This is a genomic window from Hamadaea tsunoensis DSM 44101, from assembly GCF_000428945.1.
Lineage (GTDB): Bacteria > Actinomycetota > Actinomycetes > Mycobacteriales > Micromonosporaceae > Hamadaea > Hamadaea tsunoensis.
The window spans coordinates 48,210-64,698 of the sequence record NZ_AUAX01000027.1 but is presented as its reverse complement, the minus strand read 5'-3'; the positions used below and the strand labels follow the sequence as shown (position 1 = coordinate 64,698).

The 16,489-nt window shown below is 72.6% G+C and carries 20 protein-coding genes; 13 read left to right on the top strand and 7 right to left on the bottom strand.

Going from position 1 to position 16,489, the window contains the following annotated elements; genetic code table 11:
* Positions 1-45: 45 nt before the first annotated feature.
* From G401_RS0131375 to G401_RS0131330, 9 genes are all read left to right on the top strand, one after another.
* Positions 46-366 carry a PadR family transcriptional regulator gene (locus G401_RS0131375; protein ID WP_027345606.1) on the top strand — a complete coding sequence of 107 codons (321 nt, stop codon included), beginning with the start codon at positions 46-48 and terminating at the stop codon, positions 364-366.
* Positions 367-1,359, top strand: a complete 993-nt coding sequence (locus G401_RS49685; protein WP_051367404.1) for a hypothetical protein — start codon at positions 367-369, stop codon at positions 1,357-1,359.
* Between the two features lie 106 nt (positions 1,360-1,465).
* Positions 1,466-2,494 (top strand): NHL repeat-containing protein, encoded by a 1,029-nt coding sequence (locus G401_RS49680; protein WP_034593738.1) that lies wholly within the window; start codon positions 1,466-1,468, stop codon positions 2,492-2,494.
* A 102-nt stretch (positions 2,495-2,596) separates the two neighbouring features.
* The gene (locus G401_RS0131360; protein WP_027345605.1) at positions 2,597-3,070 is read left to right on the top strand and encodes a winged helix-turn-helix transcriptional regulator; all 474 of its coding nucleotides are present in this window, start codon (positions 2,597-2,599) and stop codon (positions 3,068-3,070) included.
* A gap of 88 nt (positions 3,071-3,158) precedes the next feature.
* Positions 3,159-3,572, top strand: coding sequence for a hypothetical protein (locus G401_RS0131355; protein WP_027345604.1), 414 nt, complete (start codon positions 3,159-3,161; stop codon positions 3,570-3,572).
* Between the two features lie 197 nt (positions 3,573-3,769).
* Positions 3,770-5,218, top strand: a complete 1,449-nt coding sequence (locus G401_RS0131345) for a glycoside hydrolase family 6 protein (protein ID WP_034593700.1) — start codon at positions 3,770-3,772, stop codon at positions 5,216-5,218.
* 60 nt (positions 5,219-5,278) lie between these two features.
* On the top strand, positions 5,279-6,226 hold the full coding sequence (locus G401_RS0131340; protein ID WP_027345602.1) for a TolB-like translocation protein: 948 nt from the start codon (positions 5,279-5,281) through the stop codon (positions 6,224-6,226).
* A 43-nt stretch (positions 6,227-6,269) separates the two neighbouring features.
* Positions 6,270-7,145 (top strand): ADP-ribosylglycohydrolase family protein, encoded by an 876-nt coding sequence (locus G401_RS0131335; protein ID WP_027345601.1) that lies wholly within the window; start codon positions 6,270-6,272, stop codon positions 7,143-7,145.
* A gap of 43 nt (positions 7,146-7,188) precedes the next feature.
* Positions 7,189-7,536, top strand: coding sequence for a TFIIB-type zinc ribbon-containing protein (locus G401_RS0131330; protein WP_034593699.1), 348 nt, complete (start codon positions 7,189-7,191; stop codon positions 7,534-7,536).
* Positions 7,537-7,608: 72 nt separating this feature from the next.
* Here G401_RS0131330 and G401_RS0131325 read toward each other — a convergent pair whose 3' ends face one another.
* The 3 genes from G401_RS0131325 to G401_RS0131315 form a co-directional block, all read right to left on the bottom strand.
* A complete protein-coding gene (locus G401_RS0131325; protein ID WP_084557827.1) occupies positions 7,609-8,484 on the bottom strand; it encodes an LLM class F420-dependent oxidoreductase in 876 nt (291 codons plus the stop codon).
* A gap of 72 nt (positions 8,485-8,556) precedes the next feature.
* Positions 8,557-9,165 (bottom strand): alpha/beta hydrolase, encoded by a 609-nt coding sequence (locus G401_RS53570; RefSeq protein WP_051367402.1) that lies wholly within the window; start codon positions 9,163-9,165, stop codon positions 8,557-8,559.
* A 39-nt stretch (positions 9,166-9,204) separates the two neighbouring features.
* Positions 9,205-10,002, bottom strand: coding sequence for a polysaccharide deacetylase family protein (locus G401_RS0131315; protein WP_064741899.1), 798 nt, complete (start codon positions 10,000-10,002; stop codon positions 9,205-9,207).
* A gap of 130 nt (positions 10,003-10,132) precedes the next feature.
* Here G401_RS0131315 and G401_RS49670 point away from each other — a divergent pair, with 130 nt between their 5' ends.
* From G401_RS49670 to G401_RS58450, 3 genes are read left to right on the top strand one after another with little or no spacing between them, the layout of a single operon-like run.
* Positions 10,133-10,447, top strand: coding sequence for a PadR family transcriptional regulator (locus G401_RS49670; protein WP_051367401.1), 315 nt, complete (start codon positions 10,133-10,135; stop codon positions 10,445-10,447).
* The gene (locus G401_RS0131305) at positions 10,447-11,367 is read left to right on the top strand and encodes a hypothetical protein (RefSeq protein WP_027345597.1); all 921 of its coding nucleotides are present in this window, start codon (positions 10,447-10,449) and stop codon (positions 11,365-11,367) included. The genes G401_RS49670 and G401_RS0131305 overlap by 1 nt, the downstream gene beginning before the upstream one ends.
* 5 nt (positions 11,368-11,372) lie before the next feature.
* Positions 11,373-11,507, top strand: a complete 135-nt coding sequence (locus G401_RS58450) for a hypothetical protein (protein ID WP_281174217.1) — start codon at positions 11,373-11,375, stop codon at positions 11,505-11,507.
* A gap of 27 nt (positions 11,508-11,534) precedes the next feature.
* Here G401_RS58450 and G401_RS0131295 read toward each other — a convergent pair whose 3' ends face one another.
* From G401_RS0131295 to G401_RS0131285, 3 genes are all read right to left on the bottom strand, one after another.
* Positions 11,535-12,563 (bottom strand): alpha/beta hydrolase, encoded by a 1,029-nt coding sequence (locus G401_RS0131295; RefSeq protein ID WP_027345596.1) that lies wholly within the window; start codon positions 12,561-12,563, stop codon positions 11,535-11,537.
* A gap of 170 nt (positions 12,564-12,733) precedes the next feature.
* Positions 12,734-13,384, bottom strand: coding sequence for a response regulator (locus G401_RS0131290; protein WP_027345595.1), 651 nt, complete (start codon positions 13,382-13,384; stop codon positions 12,734-12,736).
* On the bottom strand, positions 13,381-14,568 hold the full coding sequence (locus tag G401_RS0131285) for a sensor histidine kinase (protein WP_027345594.1): 1,188 nt from the start codon (positions 14,566-14,568) through the stop codon (positions 13,381-13,383). The genes G401_RS0131290 and G401_RS0131285 overlap by 4 nt, the downstream gene beginning before the upstream one ends.
* Positions 14,569-14,788: 220 nt before the next feature.
* On the opposite strand from G401_RS0131285, the gene G401_RS0131280 reads away from it, so the two are divergent.
* Positions 14,789-14,977 (top strand): hypothetical protein, encoded by a 189-nt coding sequence (locus tag G401_RS0131280; RefSeq protein ID WP_027345593.1) that lies wholly within the window; start codon positions 14,789-14,791, stop codon positions 14,975-14,977.
* Between the two features lie 30 nt (positions 14,978-15,007).
* On the opposite strand, the gene G401_RS0131275 is transcribed toward G401_RS0131280, so the two are convergent.
* A complete protein-coding gene (locus G401_RS0131275) occupies positions 15,008-16,483 on the bottom strand; it encodes an Hsp70 family protein (protein ID WP_027345592.1) in 1,476 nt (491 codons plus the stop codon).
* Between the last annotated feature and the right edge of the window lie 6 nt (positions 16,484-16,489).

Genomic DNA, 16,489 nt, shown 5'->3' with positions numbered 1-16,489 from the left:
CTTGTCATACATCGCACGGCAATATATGTTGCCGTGATGAGTGAGATGCGTGAGGCGACGTTCCTCATCCTGACTGCGCTCGCCGACGAGGTCCGGCACGGCTACGGCATCGTCCAGGAGGTGTCCGCGCTCTCCGAGGGCCGCGTGGCGCTGCTGCCGGGCACCCTGTACGCCGCGCTCGACCGGCTCGCGGCGCAGGGCCTGGTCGAGCGGGACCGCGAGGAGGTCGTCGAGGGCCGGCTGCGCCGCTACTACCGGCTCGCCGAGCACGGCCGCACGGCGCTCGCCGCCGAGTCCGCGCGCCTGCGCCAGCTCAGCACCGCCGCCGACGCCCGGCTGCGGACCCTGCGGCCGAGGAGCGTCTGAATGCGCCGCCTGCTCTTCTTCTACCCGCGCGCCTACCGCCGGGACCGCGGTCCCGAGATCCTCGAAACCCTTCAGGAGTACGCGGGGACGAGCCGGACCCGGCTGGCCGTGAACCTGATCCGGCACGGGCTGCGTACGCGGCTGGGGCGGCCGGCCAGCCGGACGGTCGTGGTCTGGGCGGCGCTGTTCACCGTCGCGTGTGGACTGTTCGCGGCCGCGTTCGGCAGCTGGGTGGGCTGGCAGACGATCCGCCCTTTGCACGAGTCGGAGGCGGCCCAGGTCGCGGCCGAGCTGCTGCCGACCCAGAACCTGAAGGTGGACACGGACGAGCCGCCGGCGAAGTTCGTCATCTACGGCCAGCCGCTCGGCTGGTATTCGGTGCGTGATCTGCTGCTCGGCGACGGCGGCGAGTACGGCCAGAGCGGGGTGGGCGCGGGGTCGAACGGCCCGGCCGACCATCCCGAGCGCGACCTGGCCACGTTGCGGGAGAACCTGCGCCGGGGCGGTTGGGAGTTCCGCGAGTACGTGCGCCCGGACTACGGCCACGAGGTGTACGCGGGCCGCGGGGATCAGCAGCTGGACATCACGTTCTACGAGTACAACTACGGTGCCAGCTACATCTCGCTGGGGATGGACCGCCCGGCTCCGGCGCTCGCGACGGTCGGCGGGGTGCTGGGCTTTCTCGCCGGGGCGGTCGGCGGCTTCCTGCTGTTCGGCTGGGCGAGCCGGCGTACGCGGTCGGTGTTCGTGAAGCTGCTGCTGGGGTTCGGGCTGTTCTTCTGGTGGGCGCCGATCGTCCTGGCGTTCCCGCAGATGGTCGAGCACCATCTGAGCGAGTGGCATTACAGCTGGCATCCGCTGTGGGAGTGGCTGGGCCAGCCGGCGCTGTCGCTGCCGTTCCTGCTCGGCACCGGCCTGCTGGTGCTGGCGCTGGCGATCTCGGCGCTGGCCCGCGCGCAGGTACGCCGGGCCGACGATCCGGTCCCGGGCTGACGCGCCGGTCACCCTTCGGTGCCGCCGCACCCGGCCCGGCTGCGACACTGGTCGGGTGCGGCTGACCTCCCATCGTCTTCGTCCCGTCCTGCGTGTGCTGGGGCCCGTGGCGGCGTTCGCTCTCCTCCTGCCGGGCGCTCCGGCGGCGGCGAGGCCCGCGGCCGAGCCGGGGAAGGTGTTGTGCGAGGTGCACGACGAGCGGGCGGGCGAGTTGTCCGGGCTGGTGGTCACCGCGACGGGCTACATCTCGATCGACGATTCCAACTTCGACCCGTCGGCGATCCGGATCTTCTACTTCGACAGGAAGTGCAAGCTGACGCGTACGGTCAGGTATCCCACCGCGGCGCGGGATCCGGAGGACGTGGCGCTGGCCCGGGACGGGACGTTGTGGGTGGCCGACATCGGCGACAACTTCGACGCGAAGGTACGCCGTTCGACGATCGCGTTGTGGACGCTGGCCCCGGGCGGGAAGACGCCGGTGATCCATCGGCTGACCTACCCGGACGGCCCGCACGACGCGGAGGCGCTGCTGCTGGACTCCGACGGTACGCCGATCATCGTGACGAAGGATCTGTCGGCGGTGTCGGAGATCTATGTGCCGGCGCAGCCGTTGCGGGCGAACACGGCCGAGGGTGTGCCGCTGACGAAGGTCGGGTCGCTGCGGCTGCCGGAGTCGCAGACGTCGAACTTCCTGGGCGGGATCGGCCGGCGTCTGGTGACCGGGGGTGCGGTGTCGCCCGACGGCCGGCATGTGGTGCTGCGTACCTATGCCGATGCCCTGGAGTGGGATGTCGGTGACGGGGGTGTGCTCGGGGCGCTGACGTCGGGTACGGATCCGCGGGTGACGCCGTTGCCGGACGAGCCGCAGGGGGAGGGCATCGCGTACACGTTGGATGGTGCGGGTTTCGTGACGGCGTGCGACGAGCCGTTCGGTCAGGCCAGCGCGCTGCGCGCCTATGTCCCGGCGGCCCGCCCGTCGCCGTCGCCGTCGGTCTCGGCCGAGGGGGCCGCGGCGGGTCCGGGGACGGCGGTGAGCCGGCCGGTCGACCGGGTGCTGTTCGGCGCGGGCGCGGTCGGGCTGCTGCTGGTGGTCGTGGGCCTGGGTGGGATGCTGTTCCGCCGGCTGTTGCGCTGATGGGTCCCCGGCGGCCGGGGTGCCGCCGCCCGGCACGTGATCTTGAAGGCATCGTCCGCGGAGCCGGGTGCGTCATGCAAGCGCGTCGCTACACTGGTACGCATGCTCGGCAAGACCTATGACGCCCAGGTGTGCTCGATCGCCCGTACCCTCGAGGTGGTCGGCGAGCGCTGGAGTCTGCTGATCGTGCGCGACGCGTTGTTCACGGGTGCGACCCGGTTCACCGACTTCCAGCGCGGCCTGGGCATCGCGACCAACATCCTCAAGGCCCGGCTGGACGGCTTCGTCGAGGCCGGGATCATGTTCCGGCACCGGTACTCGGAGCAGCCGGAGCTGTTCGAGTACCGGCTGACCGAGAAGGGCCGGGACCTGGTGCACGCGCTGGTCGCGCTCACCGAGTGGGGCGACCGGTGGGGGGCCGGGGCCGAGCCGCCGATCCTGTACCGGCACTCCTGCGGCGGTTCGCTCACCTCGCAGACGGTCTGCGAGACGTGCGGCGTTGTCGAGGATCCGACCGAGGTACGCGCGATCCCCGGTCCGGGGTTCGCCGGTACCTGCGCACCTGCCGCGCAGTGACTGGCAGGCCGACGGGCGGCGCGGGTCGGGGTCGAAAACTGTCCGGACGGGGAGATCTCCGCGGGCCCCGTTCGTCGTACCTTTCGGTATGAATTTCGGCAAGCCCCTTCGGCGGTACTCCGCCGCGGCCGTGATCGCCCTGCTGGCCGCGACGACTCAGGCGGCGTGCGGGCAGGGGTCCGACTCCCACGAGACCCTGACGGTCCTCGAACCCATCGCCGGTTCGATCGTCTCGGTGCCCTTCACGCTGCACCTGTCGAGCAGCGTCCTGCTCGGCGATCCGGCCACCGGCCGCCATCACGTGCACGCGTACTTCGACGACCAGACGAAGAACTACCTTCTGGTGGACTCGGACAACTCCGTGATCAACAAGGCGCCGGCCGGCAAGCACACGCTGCACCTGCTGCTGCGCAAGGCCGATCACTCGTCGGCCGGGGCCGAGATCCAGATCGAGCTGACGATCGTGCCGAAGACGAACGTGGACCCGACGCCGTCGTCGTGAAGCGGGGCGCTCCCGCCCGGCGGCGTACCGGGCGGGAAGATGTCCCGCGGATTTCGGGACGTTGACGGTGTTCGCTCTTTCGCCCCGGTGATGTTTCTCCTACAGTTGCGGGAGCGCTCCCACGCGGCCGAGTCCGGCTCCACGGCGGCCGCGTACCGCACGGTCCGCGAGGACTAGGTCCGCACAAGGAGAAACACATGCCCGCCCACCGCTTCCGGCCCTCCCGGCGTACGCGCATCGCCGCGTTCGCCGCCGCCGGGACCGCCATTCTCGCCGCCTCGGCGACCACCCTTCTCGCCTCCGGCGACTCCGCGTACGCCGGCAGTCTCACCGGAACCTTCTACAAGGACCCGAGTTCGAAGGTCCTGCAGTGGCTGGCCGCCAACCCCAACGACTCGCGGGCGCAGCTGATCCGCGACCGGATCGCCAGCCAGCCCCAGGGCCGCTGGTTCGCCAGCTGGAACCCGTCCACGATCCAGTCCGAGGTGTCCGGCTACGTCTCCGGCGCCAACAACGCCGGGCAGATCCCGCTCGCGATCGTCTACGAGATCCCCAACCGCGACTGCGGCGGGGCCAGCGCCGGCGGCGCCCCCGACCAGAACCAGTACAAGTCCTGGATCGACAGCTTCGCCACCGGCCTCGGTACGCGTACCGCGGTGGTGCTGCTCGAGCCGGACTCGGTGTCGCTGACGACCTGCCTGTCCAGCACCGATCTCAGCGCCCGCAACGCGTCGCTGTCGTACGCGGTCAGCAGCATCAAGAGCCACAACCCGTCGGCGAAGGTCTACCTGGACGGCGGCCACTCCGCCTGGAACAGCGCCGGAGACCAGGCCAACCGCCTGGTCGCGGCCGGCGTACGCGGTAGTGACGGCTTCTACACCAACGTGTCCAACTTCCGGTACACGGCCGACGAGGTCGCGTACGGCCGCAACGTCCTCTCGTCGATCGGCGGGTCGAACCTGCACCAGGTCGTCGACGTCAGCCGCAACGGCAAGGGCCCGAACGGCAGCGAGTGGTGCGACCCGGCCGGCCGCGGCGTCGGCGTGGCGCCGACCACGAACACCGGCGAGTCGACCGTGGACGCCTTCGTGTGGGCCAAGCCGCCCGGCGAGGCCGATGGCTGCGCGGCCGCGGCCGGCACGTTCGTGCCCGACCAGGCGTACCAGCTGGCGCTCAACGGCGTGGTGTCGAGCCCGCCGCCGTCGGCCAGCGCGTCGGCGAGCGCTTCCCCCAGCCGTAGCGCCTCGCCGTCGGCCAGCCCGTCCAGCAGCCCGTCGGCCAGCCCGAGCAGGAGCCCGAGCGCGTCGCCGTCGAGCAGCCCGACGGCCGGGACCGGCTGCTCGGTCGCGTACCACGTGGACAACCAGTGGAACAACGGCTTCACGGCGACCGTCACCATCACCAACCGGGGCAGCGCCCCGATCGCCGGGTGGACGCTCAAGTTCGCCTTCACCGGCAACCAGGCGATCTCCAACGGCTGGAACGCCACCGTCACCCAGTCCGGTACGCAGGTCACCGCGAAGGACGCCGGCTGGAACGGCACGATCGCGGTGAACGGCACGGCGAGCTTCGGCTTCCAGGCCACCTTCTCCGGCACGAACGGCACGCCCACCGCGTACACCGTCAACGGCGCGGCCTGCGCCTGACAGACCGTCCCCCCGGGCAAGATGTGCAGGTCAGGCGCATCTTTCTCGGGGGGACATTCCATGCGCGTACGCTCCATCCTGCTCGCGGCGGCCACGGTCGCGGCCACGGTCGCGCCCACACCGGCCGCCGCGCTCGCGTTTCCGGCGGCGGCCCACGCGGCCGGGCCCGGCGGCTCCATCGCCTTCGTCCGCGACGGCGACATCTGGCTCACCCGGGCCGGGAAGACCACCCGGATCACCCAGGACAAGGGCAACTCCTGGCCCCGGCTGTCGCCCGACGGCTACGTGATCGCGTACACGCACAAGGGGAACATCCGCATCGCCACCATCGCCGACGAACCGTTCTCCGACGAGCTCACGCACGGCGGCGACGCGGGCGGGGCCTCCTGGTCGCCGGACGGGACGTACCTGGCGTACAAGACGGGCGACACGCACACGGGCAACCTCACGTTCGTACGCCTCTCCTCGTCGCTGGCCGTCGAGAGCACCCGGACCGTGCGGTTGAAGGCGGCTGCGGGCTGGACGGCTCGTCGTCCGGAGAGCTTCGATCCGCTGTCGGCGGCGAACACGGTCGCCTGGTCCCCGGACGGCAAGAAGATCGCCTTCCCGGGCGGCGACTGCTGGGGCATCTACGACGACTGCCTCACCGTGCTCGACGTCGCCGCGAACACCGAGCAGACGATCGTCGCGTTCGGCGGCGGCGGCATCGACGTCGACGGCTTCGCGACCACGCCGTCGTGGAGCGCCGATTCGCGCAAACTGTTCTGGACGCAGCAGAACGACATCGAGGGCAGCTCGAACACCACGCCCGTGCACAGCGTCGCGTACAACCTCACGAACGACACGATGTGGGCCGTCGGGACGGCCGGGGACACGATCCCGGTGCACCTGGGCGGGGGAGCGTTCCTCTTCACGGCCCGGCACGGCGGCGTACCGTGGATCGCCCTGGACAAGAGCGGGACGCGGACCTGGCTGATGCCCGGCGCGCAGAGCGACTGGCGTCCGTAGTTTTCCGGTCGACCGCCGGGCCGGGCTGCCGGATCATGGAAGCATGATCGATCGCGTGGCGGCCCGGCGGTCGCTCGACGGGCTGGCGCTGGGCGACTGCTTCGGCGAGACGTGGTTCTTCCGCCCGGCGGGACAGGTGGCCTGGATGACGGCGGAACGCCTTGTCCCGCAAGGCCCGTGGCGCTGGACCGACGACACGGCGATGGCCCTGCCCCTGTTCGACATGGTGACCCGGCACGGCGCCGTACGCCCCGACGACCTGGCCCGCCGGTTCGCCGAGACCTACGCCGAGGATCCACACAGGAACTACGGCGCCGGCATGCACGACGTCCTGCGGGCGATCGGCGCGGGCGAACCGTGGCCGGAGGTGACCCGCCGGCAGTTCGACGGCCAGGGCTCCTGGGGCAACGGCGCGGCGATGCGGGTCGCGCCGCTCGGCGCCGGGCTCGCCGACGACCTCGACCTGGTCGTCGAGCAGGCCGCCCTGTCCGCGAAGGTCACCCACGCGCACCCCGAGGCGGTCGCCGGTGCGGTCGCCGTCGCGGTGGCCGCCGCCTGCTCGGCGCGGGCGACGCCCGCGGACCGGCTGCTGGCCGAGGTGGTGGCGCACACGCCGGACGGCGAGGTCGCCGACCGGCTGCGCAGGGTCGCCGAGCTGGGCCTGGCCGCCGAACCGGGGCGGGTCGCCGACGAGGTGGGCTGCGGCGCGATGATCTCCGCCCCCGACACCGTCCCGTACGCCGTCTGGTGCGCGGCCCGCCACCTCGACGACCTCACCGAGGCGCTGTGGACGACCGTCGGCCCCGGCGGCGACCTCGACACGACGTGCGCGATCGTCGGCGGGATCATCGCCGCGCGGACCGGTCTCGCCGGCGTCCCCGCGCAGTGGCTGGACGCCTGCGAGCCGCTGCCGATCTGACGCGCTCAGGATCTTCACAGAACTCCTACGTACCGTAGGACCGATGCAGCAGCAGATGACCTGCCCCAAGTGCCTGGGCCAGATGCGCAGCTACGAGCGCAGCGGCGTCGTCGTCGACCAGTGCGGCGAGTGCCGCGGCATCTTCCTCGACCGCGGCGAACTGGAACGCCTGGTGGACGCCGAGAACAGCCACTACCGCCAGGCGGGCCCGCCGCAGTACGAGCAGCCGCGCCACGAGCAGCCGAAGTACGACCAGCGCCGTGACCAGCACGAGCAGCGCTACGAGCAGCCGAGATACGAGCAATCGAAGTACGAGCAGCCGAAATACGATCAGCATCAATATTCGCACAAGAAGAAGAAATCCTCGTTCTTCGAGGAGCTCTTCGACTGACCCGCGGCCTGAGTCCCGGGCCGAGGCCGTCCGCACGACGTCCTCGGCCCGGTGACGTCTTCGGCCGGTGCGTCAGAGGTCGGCGATCCTCGGGAGCACCTTCTCGGCGACCTGCCCGGTGAACGCGTACGGGTCGCCGTCGGGCATGACCTGCACCTCGGTGGCGCCGAGGCGGGCGTACTGCTCGACGTCTGCGATCCACGCGTCGGTCTCGGCCAGCACCGGGCGGAGCACCAGGACGGTCTTCTCGATGGTGTCGTAGTCCCGGCCGACGGCGTCGCAGTGCCGGCGCAGCACGTCGAACTTGTGCGCGACCGCGTCCGGTCCGGCGCCGAAGACGTTGCACGCGTCGGCGTACTGCGCGACGAGGCGCAGGGTCTTCTGCTCGCCGCCGCCGCCGATGAGGATCGGCGGGTGCGGCCGGCTCAGCGGCGCCGGTACGCACAGCGTCTCCGCGAGCCGGTAGTGGCGCCCGTCGAAGGGGCCGTTGTCGTCGCTCCACATCTGCAGGCAGATCCGCAGCGTCTCCTCCAGCCGTTCGAACCGCTCGGCCACCGGCACCACCGGTACGCCCAGTCCGACCTGCTCCTTCTCGTACCAGGAGGCGCCGATCCCGAGCCGCGCCCGGCCGCCGGAGAGCACGTCGAGCGTGGTGACGGTCTTGGCCAGGACGCCCGGGTGGCGGTACATGACGCCGGTGACCATGAGGCCCAGCGTCATCCGCTCGGTGAGCGCGGCCACGAAACCGAGCCCGGTGTACCCCTCCAGCATCGGTTCCTCGGCGGCCGAGGTCGGGGTCTGCATCTGGAAGTAGTGGTCCATGAAGGTGAACGCGGCGAAGCCGGCCTCGTCGGCGAGCCGGGCGGTACGCGCGATCGTCGGGGCGATGAGGTCGGGCTGGTCCGGGGTGGAGAAGTTCCAATAGTGCAAACCGAGTTTCACGGTCATCCCTTCAGCACGAGACACGACGCCACCAGCCTGCCACGGCGCCGCGGTCTTCGCCGCGCGTCAGGCCGCGCGTCAGCCGGCGAGGAACCGGCGCAAGGCGGCGATCACCTCGTCGGGGATCTCGTGGCCGCCTGCGAAGGGCAGCCACTCGACGTCGAAACCGTGCTCCGCCAACAGGTCCCGCGTTCCCTCGCCGGCGGCGAACGGGAGCTGGTCGTCGTGGACGCCGTGCGCGACGAGCGCCGCGGGCCGGGTGCCGGTGCCGAGGTTGGGCAGGGTGTCGGCGATCATGACGCCCGACAGCGCCGCCACCTTCGTCACACCCGATCCGGGCGTCACGGCCACGTCGAGCGCGAGCATCGCGCCCTGGGAGAAGCCGGCGACCGTCACCGGGCCGCCGGCGTGCTCGGCCGTGTGCTCGGCAATGAGGGCGAGTACCTCGGCCCGGGCCGCGCCGACGAGGCGGTGTCCTGTGTAGTCCGGCGGCACGGGTCCCGGCCACGCCCAGGCGGGGCGGTCGGCGGGGTCGAAGAACCACCAGGCGCGCCCGCCGACCGGCGACGGCAACGGAGCCGGGGGGATCAGGACGCGCCGCCCCGGCTCCGACAGCTCGTCGGCGAGCCAGGCCAGGCCGTCGGGATCGTCGCCGTAGCCGTGCAGGAGAACGAGTAGGTGGTCCACCGCCGCAGAATAGCGGCCGCCGGCGACGGGTGCCGACGGTCAGAGGCTGACGAACGTATAGCCGCGGGCGATCAGGGCGGGGATGACGGTCTGCAGGGCGGCGTACGTCTGGGACCGGTCGCCGCCGCCGTCGTGGCACAGGAGGATGTCGCCGGGCCGGGCGGCCAGCAGCTTCTTGGTGATCGAGGCGGTGCCGGGGCGCTTCCAGTCGTTCGGGTCGTCGGTCCAGTCGACGGGGATGAGGCCGGACTGCGCGACCTGCTTCATCATCGCCGCCGACCACGATCCGCCGGGCGACCGGAACAGCCGCGGCGCGTACGCGGTCGCGGAGTAGATCTTGTCCTGGGCCCGCTCGATCTCCTTGCGGATCGCGGGGACGGCGAGTTTCGGCAGGCTGGTCGGGTGGCTGTAGGTGTGGTTGGCCAGGTGGTGGCCGGCGCGGGCGACGGACCGGGCGGTGCCTTCGTGGCCGAGGACCTGGTTGCCGATGAGGCAGAAGGTCGCCTGGACGTGGTAGCGCTCCAGCAGGTTGAGGATCTTCGGTGTCCAGACCGGGTGCGGCCCGTCGTCGATCGTCAGCGCGACGGCGTCGGCGGCGTACGCCGGGCCCGGCACGATCTCGCGGTAGCCGGCCAGGGTGAAGACCGGCTTGCTGAGCGTGGCGGCCGGCGGCAGCGTCGGCGGCCGGGACGGGCCGGGGGTCGGCGCCTTCGGTCCGGGGCGGGCGTCGTGGGCGGTGGTGGCGGCCGGCTGCGGGTCGCCGGCCAGGAACGCCGTGGTGGCGGCGAGGCCGGCGGCGCCGAGGAGCAGGCGTCGTCGCGAGTGTGCCGAGCTCATCCGCGGGAGCATAGCCGCCGCCGGGCGGGATGCCCGCGAGGTGCGGCCCGCGTTTCCCGGCCGGCCGCCGGGAACGCCGATCGGGACCGGCACCTTGACCGTTACCGCTATATGAGTAGAGTTAAGCCTCGTGCAGCGCAACCGCCCTCCCTCGCCGCAGACCGTCAACGTCCTGCGGGCGCTGGCCGCCGACCCGGCCCGCTGGCGCTACGGGTACGACCTGGTCACCGAGGTCGGCCTGAAGTCGGGGTCGCTCTACCCGATCCTGGTCCGGCTGGCCGACCGCGGCCTGCTGGACACCTCCTGGGAACCGGGCGTCGGCAGCCGGCCGCGCCGCCACCTCTACCGGCTGAGCGAAGCCGGCCGCGAATTCGTCGCCGCGCTCACCGCCGCCCGCGTCGAGCGTACGCACCTGAAGTTGAACAGCCGTTGGAATGAGGCGTGATGGGTGGCTTGTTCTTCGCACCGATGCTGGCTCTGATCGGCGTCCTGATCGCGTGGTACCGCCGCGATCCGCGACGTTTCCTGGACGGCCCCGCGCACGACGCGCCGCTGCGCCTGATGCGCTGGGCGACCGGTCTGCTGTCGGCGGAGCGGGCCGAGTGGGGCCAGGCGATGCTCGGTGAACTCGGCTACATCGAGGGCCGGGTGCGGCGGATGCGCTTCGCACTCGGCTGTGTCGGCGCGGCCCTCGTGCTGCCCCCGTGGGGACGGGCCGCAGCCGGCCTGTGGACCCTCGTCGCGCTCGGCGCCGGTGGCGTCGGCCTGTACGCGGCCCTGATCGTCCAGTACGGACTCGGCGCCGGTGCCTGGATCGGGGTGTCGATCCTGGCCGTCTTCGTGGCCGGCAGCCTGCTCGGTGCCGGCGCGCTCGTCCGCCGCCCCGGCACCGCCCTGCCGGGCCTCGTCGGCGGGCTGGTCATCGCGCTGGTCTTCCTGACCCTGACCGGGTTCACGTTCTTCGACCAGATCCTGCCGGACACGTCGGGCTGGCATCACCTGGTGCAGACGATCGTGGTGCCGTTCCTCGTCGGCGCCGCCGCCACGGTGTGGACCCGGGACCTGATCGCCGGCAAGCGCGTGGCCCGGCTCGCCGCGATCACCGCCAGCCTCGGCCTGTTCGTCTACGCGACCCTCGCGGTCACCGTGATCGGCAGCAGCGGGCCGCTGGAGGAGGACGGCGGCTTCACGCTGCAGGGCACGATCAGCGACCGGGTCGGCAACAACATGGTCCAGCTCGGCTACACGCTGCTGCTGTTCGCCGTCGTCGGCTGGGGCGGCGCCGCCGCGGCCGGCCGGCTCCTGCGCCGCACCCCGCCCGCCGTTCCGCCCGCCGCGGATCCCGTACCGCCGCAGGGGGCGTGATCCCGATGTCGGCACCGGACAACCCGGCGGACCCCGGGATCCGCGGACCCCGCCGGCGCCGGGGCGTACGCGTCGCGGTGCTGTGCGTCGTCGTCGCCGCGATCGTGTTCCTCGCCGCCCTCAGCTGGACCCGCGGATGACCCAGGGACCCACGCCCCATGAGCCGGTCAGGACGGCGAGCCGGTCAGGATGACGCGGGCCAGCGCGGCCAGGGTCGCCGACCCCGGCGAGAAGTAGCCGTCGTGCCCGTCCACCCCGTCGGTCGGCAGGATCCGGGCGCCGAACCCCGGTGACGTCGGATCCTCGCCGTGCCCGAGGCCGAGGAACTGCACGTGCGGCACCCGGCCGATCCAGTCGCCGGCCGCCCGGGCGGCCCACACCCGGCCGCTGGTGCGCAGCGTCGCCGCCGCCGGTACGCCCATCCCCGGGCTGCCCAGCGCCACCACGTCGGTGACGGCGGGACCGAACGACGACCGTCCGATGACGACGGTCCCGTAGCTGTGGCCGACGACCGTGACGGCGGCGTGCGGGCGTACCGCGGTGAGTCCGGCGACGAAGCGGGACAGGGCCTTCGCCCCGGCGACGGCGCGGTCCTCGCGTACGGCGGCCTTGTCGAGGCCCTCGGGCGGGTCGTAGCCCAGCCACGCGACGGCCGCCACACGGGCCCCCGGGTCGGCCGCCCGCAGCGCCGCGAGCAGTCCGCGGGCCTGGTACGCCGGGGCGCGCCGGGCCACCCCGCCCAGGCCCCGGTCGAAGTCGGCGAGCGTCGTGTTCACGCCCGGCACGATCACGGCGATCCGGTCGGCCGTCGCCAGGTCCCCGACCACCTCCACCGCCCGGCCGTCCCCGCGCGGGTCGTACTCCAGGAACGTCCGGCCGGCGGGCGCGCCGAGCCGCCGGTTGGCCGCGTACCGCAGGGCGATCGGGGCGCCGTCGAGACCGCCCAGCACCTCGGGGTGGCGGGCGGCCAGGGCGGCCCGCTCCACAGGGGACAGTCCGGCCAGGAACGCCGCCACCCGGTCGGGCGTGGCCGTCAGCGGGTCCAGCGTCGCCGTCACCGGATCCGCCGTCCAGCCGCGTACGTCGGGGGCCGGCAGGTCGGCGCTTTCCGGAGCCAGCAGCGGTACGCCGAAAGCGGCCCCGGTTCCGGCGAGACCGCCGGCGATGAGTACTGCGGCCAGGCGCGTGATCGCCATGGTGGTCCTCCCTCCACTCGGGAGGAAGGCTGTCGGTCACCGGGGCGGTCCGGCGTCCGACCGCAGACCCGTCTTCGGCGTAGCTCCGTGGTACGAGGGGGCGCCGGCGGATCACCCCGAAGAGGCCCGGCGGCCGGCCCCGCTACCGCATCCACAGGGCCGCAGCGCGGTCAGCCGCCCGGCGTGATCAGGCCGCTCTCGTACGCCGCCACCACGGCCTGGGCCCGGTCGCGCAGCCCCAGCTTGGCCAGGATCCGCCCGACGTGCGTCTTCACCGTCTGCTCGGCGACGACCAGGTCGGCCGCGATCTCCTGATTGGACAGTCCCTGGGCGATGAGGGCCAGCACCTCCGTCTCGCGGGAGGTCAGCCCGTTCAGCGACGGCGGTGCCGCCTGCCCGGGCCGCCGGCGCCGGGCGAAGTCCTCGATCAGCCGCCGGGTGATCGTCGGAGCCAGCAGCGCCTCGCCGGCCGCGACGACGCGTACGGCGTGCACGAGCTGGGCGGCCGGGGCGTCCTTGAGCAGGAATCCGCTCGCCCCGGCGCGCAGCGCCTCGTACACGTACTCGTCCAGGTCGAAGGTGGTCAGCACGAGGACCCGGCAACCGGCCGCCACGACCAGGGGAGTCGCGGCGAGGCCGTCCATGCGAGGCATGCGTACGTCCATGAGGACCAGGTCCGGCCGGTGCTCGCGGGCCGCGGCCACACCGGCCACGCCGTCCGCGGCCTGGCCCACGACCTCGATGTCGGGCTGCGCGCCCAGCAGCGCCGCGAAGCCCTCGCGGACCATGTCCTGGTCGTCCACGATCAGTACCCGGATCATCGTCCGCCCTCCAGCGGCAGGCTCGCCGCCACCTCGAACCCCCCGTCCGCCGCCGGCGCCGCCGACAGCGTCCCACCCAGCACGTTCGCCCGTTCCCGCATGCCCAGCAGGCCGTGGCCGTGGCCCCCGCCACCCGGCTTCGCGGGACTCGAGGACGCCGTATTGCGTACTCTAATCTGAAGTTGATCTTCGATCTTCACCTGTACGCGCACCGCGGCGCCGGGAGCGTGCCGCGCGGCGTTGGAGACGGCCTCCTGCACGATGCGGTACGCGGCGAGCGCGGTGGCCGGCGGCACGGGACCGTCCGCGACCTCGGCGTCGATGGACATCCCGGCGGCGCGCGCGGATGCCAGCAGCTCGGGAAGGTCGGCGAGCGACGGTTGCGGCGCCCGCTCCGGTTCGGTCTCCGTACGCAGGACGCCGAGGACCCGCCGCAGTTCGACGAGGGTGTCGCGGGCGGTGGCCGCGATGGCGGTGAACTCCTCGTGCGCCGAGGCGGGCAGTTCGGGCAGCCGGTAGGGCGCGGTCTCGGCGCGCACGGCCAGCAGCGACATCGAATGCGCGACCACGTCGTGCAGCTCGCGGGCGATGCGCGCCCGCTCCTCCAGCAGCGCCCGGTCGGCCTCGGCCTGCTCGCCGCGCTCCTGCGAGGCGGCCAGGTCGGACTGGGCCCGGCGGCGGCGCTGGATCTGCTCGCCCAGCACCATCAGCGCGGCGACCAGGACGATCACGGCGCCGCCGTTGACCGTGTAGAACGAGCTGGCGCCGGCGGTCAGCACGCCGGCCCACACGATGACCGGGCCGGGCTCACGCAGGGCGACCATGAACAGCACGACCAGGATGACCAGGATCTGGCTCGGGCTCCACTGCCACGCTTCGGCCGCGCGAACGTACACGGTGCCGGCGAACAGGCCCACGAACGTCCACCGCCACGCCCACAGCGGGCTGCGCCACGCCAGCGTGATCGGGCCGATCGTGAACAGGCTCAGCAGCCACGCCGAGCCCGCGTTCATCCCGCGCGAGTCCATCAGATACTGGCCGGTGACCGCGGCGAACCCGATGAACAGCAGGATGAGCGCGGCGACCACCAGCGGCGGGCGAGGTTTGACCGGTTTCCGTGCGCCGGGGTCGGGTCCCCAGACGGCGGCCGGGAAGGCGGCGAGGAAACGGGCGACACTGGACATTGGCTGCACGGTACCTGTCATACCGGCGCGTTCACGTCATACCCCGGAGCTACGTTCTCGGTCGCTTCCCCCACATCGACGCCACTGCTGACTGCCCGGCGCCCGCGATCGACACAAGTACGCGATTGAGTCGATCAACGTCTGTGGTTCTACTGACGGGATGGGATCTTCGGTGGACGGGTCTTCGGCGGATCACGGGTTCGATACGGCACTGCGGACAGTGGACGAGATCCACGCGTCGACCCGGAACCAGGCGGCCGCGATCGAGGCCGTGCTCCGGGATCTTCCCACCGACGTCCGTGAAGGGGACGCGGGCTGGCGCGCCGACGAGTACGCGGCCGCGACCGCGGTCGCCCTCACCTACCTGCACCGCCTCCGCGAGTCGCTGAGCACCCTCCGAGACCGCTGACGGCAAGATCGTCGGGGCGGTCGCGAGGGTTCAGCGCGGGTCGATGCGTCCGTCGCGGGTGCCGGTGGCGTCGGTGAGGCGCAACCGGCCGTCGGGGAAGATGGAGAACTCGAAACTCTCCCCGTTCAGCCCCACCTCGTACGCGTGCAGTTCGCCGCCGCCGAGCGTCGCCCGGACCGGTTCCCCCGAGTGCGACACGATCCGCAGCCGCGCCTTGCCTTCCTCGGGCAGTTCCAGTTCCCGGCCGGTGCGCACGACCCGCAGATCCCCGTCCCGCCACGCCCCGAGCAGCGGCGTGTACGCCTCGTAGACCACGCGGAAGTCGTAGTCCCATTCGAGGAGGATGTCGAAGCCGGGCCGGTAGCGGTTGATCTGGCCGAACCGGCCGGCCTGGGCGAGTCCGAGCGCGACGGCCTCCTCGGAGCGCGGCGCGGCCGGTTCGATACGCGTACCGGGGGCGAACAGGGTGCGCAGGCGTTCGGCGACGTAGGGGATGTGGGTCATGCCGCCCGACAGCAGCACGACGTCGACCCCGGCGACCAGTTCGGCGACCGGCGTACGCAGGACGTCGGCGGCGGTCGCGGCGACGCCCTCGGTCAGCCGGGCGGCCCGCAGCGCGGCGGCGACGCACAGTTCCGCGCGGTCCATCTGCGGCGCGAACGCGTCGTTGAGCTGATCGCGGCGGTAGGTCACCGAGCCGACGCCGAACAGCCGCTTGGGCAGGATGATGTCGTACTCGTCCTCGGTGGTCAGGCCGATCTTCGCCTCGCGCGCCGCGTACAGCAGCCGGGCGCGGGCCCGCTTCGGGGCGGGCAGGGCGTCCACGTCGACGCCGCGGGCGGCCAGCGCGTACTCCAGCTCGATCGCGAGCGCGTCGTCGAGGGTGTCGCCCGCCTCCGGCACGCCCAGCGCCGCGAGCACGGAGACCCCGGCGGGGCCGGCTTCGAGGACCGCCACGTCGAGCGTGCCGCCGCCCATGTCGAAGACCACGATCCGGCCGTACGCGCCGGAGTTGCGGGCCAGCCACGCCATGCCGGCCGCGACCGGCTCGTCGATCAGGCTGGCCAGGGTGGCGGGCAGTCCGGCCCGTCCGGCCGCCGCCACCAGCCGGCGCCGCTGCCGCCCGTCCCACATCGCCGGTACGCCGAGCCGCAGCGTCTGCCGCGTGGCGGGACCCTGGCCGTGCTCGCCGGCCCGGCAGACGGCTTCGCGCAGGATGGCCTCGATGAGGTCGTCGGCGCGCACCTCCTGGACGCCGGCCGGCAGGTCGACGCGCAGGTGGGAACGGTCCTCGGTGATCCACCGCTTGATCGAGCGGACGGACTGGTCGACCGGCAGGTCGAGGGCGGGCTCACCGGCGACCGCGCCGCCCTCGTCGTCGTAGCCGGCGACCGACGGCATCCAGGCGAAGACCTGTCCAATGGGGACGATGCCGCCGGGCGCGGCGACGAGGGTGCTGGACGTGCCGAAGTCGATGCCGACCGCGGTCTGGTGATCGATCGTCACCGAGAC

What these genes read in the sequence shown, in the direction of transcription:
- G401_RS0131375 (WP_027345606.1), top strand. Translation starts at nt 46, where the DNA reads ATGCGTGAGGCGACGTTCCTCATCCTGACTGCGCTCGCCGACGAGGTC.
- G401_RS49685 (WP_051367404.1), top strand. Translation starts at nt 367, where the DNA reads ATGCGCCGCCTGCTCTTCTTCTACCCGCGCGCCTACCGCCGGGACCGC.
- G401_RS0131360 (WP_027345605.1), top strand. Translation starts at nt 2,597, where the DNA reads ATGCTCGGCAAGACCTATGACGCCCAGGTGTGCTCGATCGCCCGTACC.
- G401_RS0131355 (WP_027345604.1), top strand. Translation starts at nt 3,159, where the DNA reads ATGAATTTCGGCAAGCCCCTTCGGCGGTACTCCGCCGCGGCCGTGATC.
- G401_RS0131345 (WP_034593700.1), top strand. Translation starts at nt 3,770, where the DNA reads ATGCCCGCCCACCGCTTCCGGCCCTCCCGGCGTACGCGCATCGCCGCG.
- G401_RS0131340 (WP_027345602.1), top strand. Translation starts at nt 5,279, where the DNA reads ATGCGCGTACGCTCCATCCTGCTCGCGGCGGCCACGGTCGCGGCCACG.
- G401_RS0131335 (WP_027345601.1), top strand. Translation starts at nt 6,270, where the DNA reads ATGATCGATCGCGTGGCGGCCCGGCGGTCGCTCGACGGGCTGGCGCTG.
- G401_RS0131330 (WP_034593699.1), top strand. Translation starts at nt 7,189, where the DNA reads ATGCAGCAGCAGATGACCTGCCCCAAGTGCCTGGGCCAGATGCGCAGC.
- G401_RS0131325 (WP_084557827.1), bottom strand. Translation starts at nt 8,484, where the DNA reads ATGACCGTGAAACTCGGTTTGCACTATTGGAACTTCTCCACCCCGGAC.
- G401_RS0131315 (WP_064741899.1), bottom strand. Translation starts at nt 10,002, where the DNA reads ATGAGCTCGGCACACTCGCGACGACGCCTGCTCCTCGGCGCCGCCGGC.
- G401_RS0131305 (WP_027345597.1), top strand. Translation starts at nt 10,447, where the DNA reads ATGGGTGGCTTGTTCTTCGCACCGATGCTGGCTCTGATCGGCGTCCTG.
- G401_RS58450 (WP_281174217.1), top strand. Translation starts at nt 11,373, where the DNA reads ATGTCGGCACCGGACAACCCGGCGGACCCCGGGATCCGCGGACCCCGC.
- G401_RS0131295 (WP_027345596.1), bottom strand. Translation starts at nt 12,563, where the DNA reads ATGGCGATCACGCGCCTGGCCGCAGTACTCATCGCCGGCGGTCTCGCC.
- G401_RS0131290 (WP_027345595.1), bottom strand. Translation starts at nt 13,384, where the DNA reads ATGATCCGGGTACTGATCGTGGACGACCAGGACATGGTCCGCGAGGGC.
- G401_RS0131285 (WP_027345594.1), bottom strand. Translation starts at nt 14,568, where the DNA reads ATGTCCAGTGTCGCCCGTTTCCTCGCCGCCTTCCCGGCCGCCGTCTGG.